12 protein-coding genes and 1 riboswitch are annotated in these 12,019 nt (G+C 52.7%); of the genes, 9 read left to right on the plus strand and 3 right to left on the minus strand.

Translation table 11 applies throughout. The features are described from left to right. Positions 1 to 16: 16 nt before the first annotated feature. A riboswitch (TPP riboswitch) is annotated at positions 17 to 113 on the minus strand. A gap of 151 nt (positions 114 to 264) precedes the next feature. The 4 genes from NYE92_RS06740 to NYE92_RS06755 all read left to right on the plus strand — a co-directional run bounded on the left by NYE92_RS06740 (position 265) and on the right by NYE92_RS06755 (position 3,442). Further along, positions 265 to 1,335, plus strand: a complete 1,071-nt coding sequence (locus NYE92_RS06740) for a lysozyme inhibitor LprI family protein (RefSeq protein WP_029568998.1) — start codon at positions 265 to 267, stop codon at positions 1,333 to 1,335. Positions 1,336 to 1,424: 89 nt separating this feature from the next. After that, positions 1,425 to 1,880, plus strand: a complete 456-nt coding sequence (locus NYE92_RS06745) for a hypothetical protein (protein ID WP_237734433.1) — start codon at positions 1,425 to 1,427, stop codon at positions 1,878 to 1,880. 312 nt (positions 1,881 to 2,192) lie between these two features. Next, complete coding sequence (locus NYE92_RS06750; protein WP_014605434.1) at positions 2,193 to 2,390, plus strand: hypothetical protein; 198 nt, start codon at positions 2,193 to 2,195, stop codon at positions 2,388 to 2,390. Positions 2,391 to 2,482: 92 nt separating this feature from the next. Then, positions 2,483 to 3,442, plus strand: coding sequence for an AEC family transporter (locus tag NYE92_RS06755; RefSeq protein WP_029568999.1), 960 nt, complete (start codon positions 2,483 to 2,485; stop codon positions 3,440 to 3,442). 47 nt (positions 3,443 to 3,489) lie between these two features. Here the strand turns inward: NYE92_RS06755 and ahpF are convergent, their stop codons facing one another. Both ahpF and ahpC read right to left on the minus strand, forming a co-directional pair. Next, complete coding sequence (ahpF, locus tag NYE92_RS06760; RefSeq protein WP_013026407.1) at positions 3,490 to 5,058, minus strand: alkyl hydroperoxide reductase subunit F; 1,569 nt, start codon at positions 5,056 to 5,058, stop codon at positions 3,490 to 3,492. A gap of 71 nt (positions 5,059 to 5,129) precedes the next feature. Next, positions 5,130 to 5,693: an alkyl hydroperoxide reductase subunit C gene (gene ahpC / locus NYE92_RS06765; protein WP_013026408.1), complete on the minus strand. Its 564-nt coding sequence runs from the start codon at positions 5,691 to 5,693 to the stop codon at positions 5,130 to 5,132. A gap of 322 nt (positions 5,694 to 6,015) precedes the next feature. Here ahpC and NYE92_RS06770 point away from each other — a divergent pair, with 322 nt between their 5' ends. Further along, complete coding sequence (locus NYE92_RS06770) at positions 6,016 to 6,483, plus strand: GNAT family N-acetyltransferase (protein ID WP_409035017.1); 468 nt, start codon at positions 6,016 to 6,018, stop codon at positions 6,481 to 6,483. Here NYE92_RS06770 and apbC read toward each other — a convergent pair. Next, complete coding sequence (gene apbC / locus NYE92_RS06775; protein WP_014605431.1) at positions 6,480 to 7,592, minus strand: iron-sulfur cluster carrier protein ApbC; 1,113 nt, start codon at positions 7,590 to 7,592, stop codon at positions 6,480 to 6,482. The two genes, NYE92_RS06770 and apbC, sit on opposite strands and share 4 nt — an antisense overlap. A gap of 176 nt (positions 7,593 to 7,768) precedes the next feature. On the opposite strand from apbC, the gene metG reads away from it, so the two are divergent. The 4 genes from metG to cdd all read left to right on the plus strand — a co-directional run bounded on the left by metG (position 7,769) and on the right by cdd (position 12,008). Then, on the plus strand, positions 7,769 to 9,802 hold the full coding sequence (gene metG, locus NYE92_RS06780; RefSeq protein WP_013026412.1) for a methionine--tRNA ligase: 2,034 nt from the start codon (positions 7,769 to 7,771) through the stop codon (positions 9,800 to 9,802). 118 nt (positions 9,803 to 9,920) lie between these two features. Next, on the plus strand, positions 9,921 to 10,313 hold the full coding sequence (locus NYE92_RS06785; protein ID WP_015699913.1) for a CidA/LrgA family protein: 393 nt from the start codon (positions 9,921 to 9,923) through the stop codon (positions 10,311 to 10,313). Continuing rightward, the gene (locus NYE92_RS06790) at positions 10,306 to 10,998 is read left to right on the plus strand and encodes a CidB/LrgB family autolysis modulator (protein WP_014594105.1); all 693 of its coding nucleotides are present in this window, start codon (positions 10,306 to 10,308) and stop codon (positions 10,996 to 10,998) included. Before NYE92_RS06785 ends, NYE92_RS06790 begins: the two co-directional genes overlap by 8 nt. Positions 10,999 to 11,117: 119 nt before the next feature. After that, positions 11,118 to 12,008, plus strand: coding sequence for a cytidine deaminase (gene cdd, locus NYE92_RS06795; RefSeq protein ID WP_029569001.1), 891 nt, complete (start codon positions 11,118 to 11,120; stop codon positions 12,006 to 12,008). The last annotated feature ends 11 nt before the right edge of the window (positions 12,009 to 12,019 follow it).

Consider the following 12,019-nt stretch of genomic DNA (forward strand, 5'->3'; position numbering starts at 1 on the left):
GACAAGAAGGCGAATGCGGTCAGGCATCAGACTTCCCTACGCTGGCATTATCCAGATCAGGTAATACGGGTTTTTCTCAGCCTTCACAAAGAAGGGCACCCCGAGTCGTCAGGTAAATTCACTTTACCCGTCATCAGCATAAGGTTGAGTCACTGGCAAAGCAACCTTGCCCGCATCAAATCAGATCGTTTAATCCGGGTTTATATTCAACACGCCTTCTTGGGCTTATTCTCGAGATAACAATTATTTACTCAGAGTATCCTGATGAAAACTGGCTTCAGCCTGGTCGCATATTTTATAAAACTGGCGTTACTCATGTCAGGATTGATGCTGGCATTTCAGGCGAGTGCCGCCCCCAGTTTTTCATGTGCGCATCCCAGCGCAATCGAAAAGGTGATTTGTCAGAGCCAGACGTTATCGGCAAAAGATCGGTTAATGGCGCATTTTTTTGATCTCGCGAAAAAAAACGCCACGGCCGGACCTTCGGGGCTCATTACCGCACAACGGCAATGGTTAAAAAACCTGACTAAAATGTGTCTCACTGACCCTCAAGAAAAACGCATTGAAGGATACTACGATCAACGGCTTTTTGAACTCGCTGTCATGGTTCTTTATACCCATCATGGCGAAGCCATTAAGCAAATCCGTAAAACAAATCCCGAGTTAGTGAACATATACGAAGCGATTTATCAGTTTACTTCTCTTCCAGCAGGTTCAACCAGGCATAATAAGGTCACCGAACTCATTCGACCCGCTTTCGAAGTAACAGATAACCACATATTCGAAGATAAAATTCCTGATGCAGAAAGCGCAGCAGAAAATACCAACAACTTCGGCATGTTTCTCTGGCTCATTGCCGAAAATAATCCAGAATCACTTATTATCCCCTGCGAGGCATTTTTACGGCATCCACAAAATATCGTCTGGCTGGAACCGCTGGCCGGTGGTGCAATTGACAGCCGAACCCCCATCAGTGACTGCGAACAAACTCAACCCACACTGCCGTTGTTTAAGCAATTTATTCATCTGGCGGAAGATGCCACCCCTGTTAGCACAGGGACCATTCGTTTTACAATTTATGCCATTACACGGGCGGAAATTTCAGCCACGTTAAGTCACAGCATGAAGTTTTTAAAGTCCATCCAATACGGAAAAAATAGCTTATCTGACGACGCACAGCAGTTTATCAAGCAGCATACTGAAGACTACCAGAATAGCCTTATTGAGCTGACACACTACTACCAACATGCGTTTAACATGCCGGCGGATACGGCGAATAGCGAAGCCAGACGTTCAATCACGATCCTGCTAAATAACATTACCGATGATGAGTAATAAAAAATGCAAAAAGACGATGAATCGCCATCTAATATCAAAGGCTTAATTAGCTTACCGCTGATTGTGTGATTGCACTCCTGATGATTATGGCTTATACATCTGTGTCTTCTGGTACATTTATCTTTTCTTTAATAGGGGGCACTTTAATATTAATAAGTTGGGCAATGTGGTTAATATGCGAACTTGTTACATCTATTTGGGAACGCCGTTGGAAAGATGTCGCGAAAGTTATTTCCCTGCCATTCATTTTCGCTGGCTTAGTGTTCCTTTCTGTCACAGAATTTAACTATATCAAGTTATTTTTGATTTACCCTAGTTATTATCCCCTTTTTGATATTGCACAATACTACACTCATCAGCCAGTCATCATAAAATGGGATGAGTTTAATGAGGGATTTACCGATCTCATCTATGTACCTGAAAGTCAGTGGCAAGCCGAGTGCATTTTTGGCCGCTGTTCAAAAAAACGTGATCCCGAGCTTAGTATCGTTACCCAACCGTTGATTGGCCACTTCTATCTTCAGGATACGTTATGGCGTTAACGCCTGTTCAACTGATCAGGGTCGTCATCACCTTATGGTTTCTCTCTGCAAAGCTTTGCGTTGATATGAAAAATTCTTCGCAACCTTTTGCATGATCTGGATCAACTCCCTTCCCTACAAAAAAAGGCTTAATGCTGCGGGCTAAAAATTCTCAAGTAATAGCAGTAGAGTTATTAACACTATTAAGTAATATTTTTCACCATTATTACATCGCCCGGAAGTTAACAAGCCTGCCTACAACATCGCAACAATAAGTATTCAAATAATATAGTTAAAAATTACCAGAACACTTCATCCTTTACAGGAAGCATGATGCGATTCTTAGCGCTTATTCCTCATCGTCACCGATGGACCGACATTAGCATCACCCGTCAGGGTGCGGTTTCTCCTTCTGGCCGATATTATTATTCCACCTATCTTTCTGCCCGCTGCCAACGTTGCGATACGGTTATCCATCGGGTTTATTACCGCGATATCAGTGATGATCAGGCGCGTCGCTGGCTGGGATGATCTGGCTGACCGCGCGCCCTGTTTTGCCAGGTTACGTGCTTGAAGCAATTTGATAGTCTTGCGGTTACTGAGTCACTGGATTGCTTACACTTATGCCATTCCTGCTGGATACACTAGGACACCAGATCTACCTTTCCGCCCCGTTGTTTATCCTGATTTTTCTGGGATTCTGCCTTATCCGGTTTGGCAGATGGCCCGTTACCGTCAGCGAAAGCATGAACCGTTTTGTGTTCAATGTCGCCCTGCCCTGCATGCTGTTTCGCATCATGAGTGACTTTTATAACAGTCCACCGGTCGATGTACGCCTGCTGCTGGCGTTTTTTGGCAGTTGCCTGTTGGTCTTCATTGTGGGACGGATTGTCGCATCGCGCCTGTTTCAGTTGGATGGCGTAGCCGGATCGGTTTTTGCCCTGGGCGGCGTGTTCTCGAACAACGTGATGCTGGGGATTCCGGTTGCTACCGTCCTGCTTGGTCAAGCGGCACTCCCCTCCGTCGCGCTGGTGCTGGTGTTTAACAGCCTGATTCTCTGGACCTTGCTGACGGTATCGGTGGAGTGGTCCAAACAGGGCAGTTTCTCACTGGGGGGTTTTAAACGAACCTTGATCAGCGTGCTGAAAAACCCATTAATCATTGGTATTTTGTCCGGCACGACCTGGAGTCTGCTACAGCGGCCGCTTCCCGTTATTGCCGCTGAACCCCTACGCATGCTGGCATCGATTGCCGCGCCTCTGTCCCTGATTACCCTTGGCATGAGCCTGGCGCACTACCGGATTCGGGAAGGCTTAAAAGAGAGTTACACCATCTGTGCGTTGAAACTGATTCTGCAACCGCTGTGCGTCTGGGCTATTGCCTGGCTGACCGGGTTACCCGCGCTGGAAAGCAAAGTGGTGGTGCTGCTGGGATCCATGGCGGTGGGCGTGAACGTCTATCTGATGTCGCAGAAATTTAATGTGATAACCGGACCGACGGCCGCGAGCATGCTGTTTTCCACGCTTTTTGCTGCCATTACTACACCGTTATGGATGATGCTGATGACGCTGGCCGGATATTAAAAAGCCCCGCAACACAGGTTACAGGGCTTTCGTCTTGCGCGTAAAACTTAGTGCGCAGGCTGGGTGCGAATCAGGTAATCAAACGCGCTCAGTGAGGCTTTTGATCCTTCACCGCTGGCGATGATGATCTGCTTATAAGGAACGGTGGTGCAGTCCCCTGCGGCGAAAACGCCTTTCAGGCTGGTTTCGCATTTCGCATCGATCATGATTTCGCCCATCTTGTTGCGCTCAACCGCGCCTTCAAGCCAGTTGGTGTTAGGCAGCAGACCGATCTGCACGAAAATGCCCGACAGCGCCAGCTCATGAGTAGTCTGGTTAGTGCGATCCAGATATTGCAGGCCCGTCACCTTACTGCCATCGCCTTTCACTTCCGTGGTTTGTGCATTCAGAATCACATCCACGTTTTTCAGGCTGCGCAGTTTGTCCTGCAGCACTTTATCTGCACGCATTTCACTGGCGAACTCCAGCAGCGTCACGTGTTCAACAATGCCCGCCAGATCGATTGCGGCTTCTACGCCGGAGTTACCACCGCCAATGACCGCCGTGCGTTTGCCTTTAAACAGCGGGCCGTCGCAGTGTGGGCAGTACGTCACGCCTTTGGTGCGGTATTGCTCTTCGCCAGGCACGCCCATGTTGCGCCAGCGCGCACCGGTGGCAAGAATGATACTGCGCGATTTCAGCACCGCGCCGGAGGCCGTTTCAATAGCGTGCAGGCCACCTTTCACCGCAGACGGAATCAGTTTAATCGCGCTCTGGCTGTCAATAATGTCAACGTTGTAATCATCCACGTGAGCGCGCAGGGCGCCGGCCAGTTTGGCCCCTTCCGTTTTCTGTACGGAAATGTAGTTTTCAATATCGACTGTATCCAACACCTGTCCACCAAAGCGCTCGCCCAGTAACGCGGTGCGAATCCCTTTACGTGCGGAGTAGATAGCCGCGGCGGCGCCCGCCGGACCGCTGCCCACGATCAGAACCTCGTAAGCCTCACGCTTGTTCAGCTCTTCTGCGGCACGCTTATCTGCATTGGTGTCGACTTTGCTGACGATCTCCGCCAGGCTCATGCGGCCCTGACCGAATTCTTTGCCATTCAGATAGACAGCGGGCACGCCCATCACATTGCGTTCCTGAATTTCATTCTGGAACAGGCCACCGTCAATGGCGGTGTGACTGATGCGTGGGTTTAACACCGCCATCAGGTTTAATGCCTGCACCACATCCGGACAGTTGTGGCACGACAGTGAATAATAGGTTTCGAAATGGAAATCCCCATCCAGCGCCGCAATCTGGTCGAGCAGGCTTTGCGCTTCTTTAGAGGGATGCCCACCGGTCTGTAGCAGTGCCAGTACCAGTGAGGTAAATTCATGACCCAGCGGCGAACCGGCAAAACGCGGCCCCTGATCAGCGCCTGGGTTAGTAATTAAAAACGAGGGCTTACGCACCTGACGATCGTTCTCTTCACGAAAGCTGACCTTGTCTGACAGGCTCGCGATATCGACCAACAAATTGCGAATCTCCGTTGATTTCGCGCCATCATCCAGCGTCGCAATCAACTCCACAGGCTTGGTGAGTTTCTCAAGATAGGCTTTGAGCTGTGTTTTTAAATTGGTATCAAGCATAGTGAGTTCCTGGTCAAAAAATCGGGTGCCGCAGCACCCGATGAGAAAATGATCGACGTATCGATGCGAAATTAGATTTTGCCAACCAGGTCCAGAGACGGTGCCAGAGTGGCATCACCTTCTTTCCATTTCGCCGGGCACACTTCACCTGGGTGAGACGCCACGTACTGTGCCGCTTTCACTTTGCGCAGCAGATCAGACGCGTCACGGCCGATACCTTCAGCAGTGATTTCTACTGCCTGGATCACGCCCTGTGGATCAACGATAAACGTACCACGATCCGCCAGACCTTCGTCTTCGCGCATGATGTCGAAGTTGCGGGTCAGCGCGCCAGTTGGGTCACCAATCATCGCATATTTGATTTTCGCGATGGTGTCGGAAGAACCGTGCCAGGCTTTGTGGGTAAAGTGGGTATCGGTAGACACGGAATAGATGTCCACGCCCATTTTCTGGAACTCTTCGTAGTGATCCGCTACGTCGCCCAGTTCGGTTGGGCAAACGAAAGTGAAGTCAGCAGGATAGAAGAAGAAAACACTCCATTTACCTTCAACGTCTTTCTCGGTTACATCAATGAATTCGCCGTTTTTGAATGCGCTGTTTTTGAACGGCTTAATTTTGGTATTGATAATGGACATGTGATGGCCTCCTTTAGAATATGTGATGCAGATTACAAATTTTTCGGGCCAACATCTAATAAGCCCTCGTTATCAATAAAATAAACGAAAGCTATCAAACGCCGATCGTCTTGATCTTTCAGGGAAAAAACCGACTTTACGGCGGCAACGCTCGCTGCGAAATCACGTTTTACTTGCTTATGCGTGAAATCCAGCGCCTGAAATTCACCACCCGTTCCTGTCTCCCCGAAAGGCACCGCCCAGCAGTGTACAGTGAAAGAGATGACATTTGTTCTGCTTTTGCTTTTTTGGCAATCCCTGCCATGTTTGTTAAAAAGGATTAATGGAGCGCGATGTGCATATTCGACTGTTTACTGAGGCCGACCGCCCTTTTTTGCGAACCTTGTATCTGGCGGCGCGCCGCCATAACTGGGACTGGATTGAAAACGAGGACTGGCAGCTTGAAGATTTCGATCAGATCATCCCCGGCGAGACGGTTCTGGTTGCAGAACTGGACGGTCATCGGGTGGGGTTTGCCGGGCTGATGGAAAACGATAATTTTCTGCACAGCCTGTATGTCGATCCGGCTTATCAGGGCCGTGGCGTAGGCAGCGCGCTGCTTAATGAGGTTCAGGGGCGCTTCACCTCAACGGGCGCGCTAAAGTGCCTGGAAATGAACAAAGCCGCACAAACATTTTATTTGCAGCGCGGCTGGAAAATCATTTCTCAGGGTGAGAGCGAACAGGGGAATTATGTGCTGATGCACTATCCTCAGCCATCGCTCTACACCAGCGAGGCCAGCGGGCTTTAAAGCGCGCGAAACGCGATATCGCCCGGAATCACCTCGCCCTGCCAGTAGAGCTGAGCCGCCACCCGGCCGGCAAGCTGGCGATAAAGTGCCGCGAACTCGCTGTGTGGACGACGGATCACAGTGGGTTCGCCATCGTCGAGGTCTTCACGCAGGTGAATATGCAACGGTAGCTGCGCCAGCAGCCGGGTACCATAGTCATCCACCAGCCGTTGCGCGCCGCCGGTGCCAAAGATTGGCTCGTGATGGCCGCACTCGCTGCAAATATGAATACTCATATTTTCCACAACGCCCAGTACCGGCACGTTCACCTTCTCAAACATTACCATCCCCTTACGCGCGTCGATAAGCGCAATATCCTGCGGCGTGGTGACCACCAGCGCGCCGGTGACCGGTACGCTTTGCGCCAGCGTAAGCTGAATGTCGCCGGTGCCCGGCGGCATATCCAGCACCAGATAATCCAGCTCTGGCCACTGGGTTTCGGTAAGCAGCTGCATGAGCGCTTTACTGGCCATCGGGCCGCGCCAGACCATCGCATTATCATCTGTTACCAGATAACCGATGGAGTTGGTTGCCAGCCCGTGCGACATAACAGGGGCCATATGCTTACCGTCTGGTGACGTTGGCCGCTCTTTTTCACACCCCAGCATGTTGGGCACGGACGGGCCATAAATGTCGGCGTCCAGAATGCCTACGCGTGCCCCTTCTGCGATTAACGCCAGGGCCAGATTAACTGCCGTGCTCGATTTACCCACGCCGCCTTTGCCAGAGCTGACGGCAATAATGTTCTTCACGCCGTTAACGCCGGGATGATTTTTAACCCGCTTCAGGGTGGCGATATCATGACTGAGACGCCAGTCGATAGCCTGGGCGCCACTGAGGCGCAGCAGCTCAGCACTGGTTTCTGCTTTCACCTCTTCAAACGCCCCGTTCCAGGCGAACGGCATCAGCAGTTCAATGTGCAGCGTGCCGTCCAGCAGGGCCACGTGGTGTAACGCCTTGAGAGCAATGAGGTTACGTTGAAGCGTCGGATGTTCAAGGCTGCTCAGTACGCCGGCCACAACGGCGCGTAAAGCTTCTGGTGTATGCGGTTCCCGGGATTGCGCTGTCATCCCCACTCCTTTTTCTGCTAGGCCTGCGCTGTGTTTCAGCGATGTACTAACAATACTATCAGATGCCGATCGTTTCGCGGGCTGTCGCGCACGGGAAATCCCTTATGTTTACGCGGCTGTGCCCATCGGTTACCATCTAAGCCCGTTTTTTTACTTAACTGAAAGCTACGCAAACTATGACTCAAGTCGCTAAAAAAATTCTGGTAACCTGCGCCCTGCCTTACGCAAACGGCTCAATTCATCTCGGCCACATGCTCGAGCATATCCAGGCGGACATTTGGGTGCGTTATCAGCGAATGCGTGGCAATCAGGTTTATTTCATCTGCGCCGATGACGCTCACGGTACGCCGATCATGCTGAAAGCCCAGCAGTTGGGTATTGCGCCGGAGCAGATGATTGCTGAAATGAAGCAGGAGCATGAAACAGATTTCGCCGGTTTCAACATCAGCTATGACAATTACCATTCCACGCATGGCGATGAGAACCGTGAGCTCGCCGGGCTGATTTACGGCCGCCTGAAAGAGAACGGTTTCATTAAAAACCGGACCATCTCTCAGCTGTACGATCCGGAAAAAGGCATGTTCCTGCCTGACCGTTTTGTTAAGGGAACCTGCCCAAAATGTAAGTCACCTGACCAGTACGGCGATAACTGCGAAGTGTGCAGCGCGACCTACAGCCCGACTGAACTGATCGATCCGAAATCTGTGGTGTCGGGTGCAACACCCGTGCTGCGTGATTCCGAGCATTTCTTCTTCGATCTCCCCTCGTTCAGTGAGATGTTGCGTGCCTGGACCCGTTCTGGCGCACTGCAGGAGCAGGTCGCGAACAAAATGCAGGAGTGGTTCGAATCCGGTCTACAACAGTGGGATATCTCGCGCGATGCGCCATATTTTGGCTTCGAAATCCCTGGCGCGCCGGGCAAATATTTCTACGTCTGGCTGGATGCGCCTATCGGCTACATGGGATCCTTTAAGAACCTGTGTGATAAACGTGGCGATATTAACTTTGACGAATTCTGGCAGCAGGATTCCACCACGGAGCTGTATCACTTCATCGGTAAAGACATTGTCTACTTCCACAGCCTGTTCTGGCCGGCCATGCTGGAAGGCAGCGGTTTCCGCAAGCCGACTAACCTGTTCGTGCACGGCTACGTCACCGTCAACGGTGCAAAAATGTCGAAGTCGCGTGGAACCTTTATCAAAGCCAGCACCTGGTTACAGCACCTGGATGCCGACAGCCTGCGCTACTACTATGCGGCCAAGCTCTCTTCGCGCATTGATGACATCGACCTGAATCTGGAAGATTTTGTTCAGCGCGTTAACGCCGATATCGTTAACAAAGTAGTGAACCTGGCCTCACGTAATGCCGGTTTTATCACCAAACGCTTTGACGGCAAGCTGTCAGCTGAGCTGGCCGATCCGGCGCTGTATCAAACCTTCCTGGACGCATCTGAGAAGATTGGTGAGGCCTGGGCCAGCCGTGAATTTGGCCGTGCCATTCGTGAAATCATGGCGCTGGCCGATCTGGCTAACCGCTATGTGGATGAGCAGGCGCCGTGGGTGGTGGCGAAGCAGGAAGGCCGCGATGCAGACCTGCAGGCCATTTGCTCGATGGGCATTAACCTGTTCCGGGTGCTGATGACCTGGCTGAAACCGGTCATGCCGTCGCTGAGCGCGCGCGCCGAAGCGTTCCTGAACACTGAGCTGCACTGGGATGCCATTCAGCAACCGCTGCTGAACCATCAGGTTGCGCCGTTCAAGGCCCTGTATGGCCGAATCGAAATGGCGAAGGTCGACGGCCTGATTGAGGCGTCAAAAGCGGATGCGGCAGACGCCAATAAACCCGCGGCGACCGGCCCGCTGGCCGATGCGCCGATTGGCGATACCATTACCATTGATGATTTTGCCAAAGTCGATATGCGCGTGGCGCTGATTGAGAAAGCGGAATTCGTCGAAGGCTCGGACAAGCTGCTGCGTCTTGAACTGGATCTGGGCGGCGAGAAGCGCCAGATTTTCTCCGGTATTCGTGCGGCCTATCCCGATCCGGCGGTACTGGTTGGCAAAATGACCATTATCGTGGCCAACCTTGCGCCGCGTAAAATGCGGTTTGGCGTGTCAGAAGGCATGGTGCTGTCTGCCGGTCCCGGCGGCAAAGATCTGTTTGTCCTGTCCGTAGACAGCGGCGCGGTGCCCGGCATGCCGGTGAAATAGTCCGTTGGCCATCCTCTGCGGTTTACCGCCGGGGATGGCGCTTCAGCCACACCGCTGATTGCTGGCGGGCCTGACCGTTAGTGCGTATGATAAACCCCGTTAAAAACAGGAGCCTGTCATGCACACCGTGCTAACGATGAGTTGGCGTTATCTGCGCGCTTTTATCATTATCTATCTTTGCTTATATGCCGGAAACGGCGTGGCCCTGCTGCTGCCCATCACCCTGCCCGGCAGCATTATTGGCATGCTGATTCTGTTTGCGCTGCTTGCATCGCAAATCCTGCCCGTGCGTTGGGTCAAACCGGGTTGCCATCTGATTATTCGCTATATGGCGCTGCTGTTTGTGCCCATCAGCGTTGGCGTCATGAATTACACCGATATTCTTACCGCGCAGTTCGGTCCTGTTGTGGTCTCCTGTCTTGTCAGTACCTTCGCTGTCCTGGCCATTGTAGGGGTAAGCGCGCATAAGCTGCATTCGCGCCCCGTGATCAAAGGGGGCAACGATGAGTGATATCTGGTGGTCATTGCCCCTCACTGTCGGGGCTTTTTTGCTGGCGCGCAAGCTGGCGGCAACGCTGAAAATTCCCTTGCTGAACCCGCTTCTGGTCTCCATGGCGGTGATTATTCCCCTTCTGCTGTTACTGCACATGCCTTATGCCCGCTACTTCGCAGGCAGCGAGATACTGAATCAACTGTTGCAGCCCGCCGTCGTGGCCCTGGCACTGCCGCTGTATGAGCAGATGCATCAAATTCGCGCCCGCTGGAAATCCATTATTGGCGTCTGCGTGATCGGCAGCCTGACGGCGATGATTTCAGGCACCGCCATCGCGCTGTGGATGGGCGCCACACCAGAAATCGCCGCCACGATTTTGCCGAAATCAGTTACCACGCCGATCGCCATGGCGGTTTCAGCCTCACTGCACGGCATTCCCGCCATCAGCGCAATTTGTGTCCTGATTGCGGGCGTGCTGGGCGCCGTGTTTGGTCATATGTTGCTTAATCTGCTGGGGGTGAAAAGCAAAGCCGCACGCGGGCTGGCGATTGGCAATGCCTCGCATGCGTTGGGAACGGCCAGGGCAGCGGAACTTGATTTTCAGGAAGGTGCCTTCAGCTCGCTGGCGCTGGTGATCTGCGGCATCATCACGTCGTTGCTCGCCCCCTTTATTTTCCCGCTGCTGCTGCACTGGTTTGGCTAAAACTTTGCGAGAGATCTCGCAAAGTTGAAAACTGTAAGACATGTTGCATTGTCAGAGAGACAGAGATCACATATAAACCGATGTCTGGCACATTGCCCTGATGATTGAATGAGGCTTCCATGCATCCACGTTTCCACTCTGCCTTTGAAGTACTTCCAGCCACTCTGCAAACCGCGCTGCGTCCGGTGCTGAGCGAGCCGGGATTTGACGCGATGCTGCAGGCCGATCAGGTCACCTTGTTGCAAGAGCAAACTCAACTGGATGCCGATGCGCTGGCGCTGGCGCTGCTGCCGGTTGCCGCTGCCTGCGCGGTTGCCACGCTTTCACATTTTAACGTCGGCGCGATTGCGCGCGGCGTCAGCGGCAACTGGTATTTCGGCGCCAATATGGAATTTGCCGGCGCGACCATGCAGCAAACCGTTCATGCTGAACAGAGCGCCGTCACCCATGCCTGGCTGCGCGGTGAATCTCGTCTGGAGACCATTACAGTCAATTACACCCCCTGCGGTCACTGTCGCCAGTTTATGAATGAACTTAACAGCGGCACAGATATTCTCATTAGCCTGCCGCAGCGCGCGGTGCATACGTTGGCGCACTATCTGCCTGACGCATTCGGCCCAGGCGATCTGAATATCACCGAACGCCTGATGGATGATGTGGACCAGGGTTATGTTGCAACGGGCGATGCGCTGTCTCAGGCCGCCGTCAAGGCGGCTAATCGCAGCCATGCGCCTTACAGTCGGGCGTTCAGCGGAGTGGCGTTACAGACCGCCTCCGGCCGGATTTTCAGCGGACGCTATGCAGAAAACGCCGCCTTCAATCCCAGCCTGCCGCCTTTGCAGGCCGCGCTGATTCTACTGAATATGGCGGGGGAATCCTGCCACGATATTCAGGCCGCCGCATTAGCCCAGACGCCGCAGCCAGCCCTGGATCAGTTCTCTGCAACTCAGGCCACCCTGCACGCCCTGGGTTGCGATAACCTGACGCACCTTACGCTGGCAAAAGCGTAAGGTGAGGCACG

Origin of the sequence: Pantoea sp. B566 (genome assembly GCF_024793925.1) — a bacterium.
Classification (GTDB): Bacteria; Pseudomonadota; Gammaproteobacteria; order Enterobacterales; family Enterobacteriaceae; genus Pantoea; species Pantoea ananatis.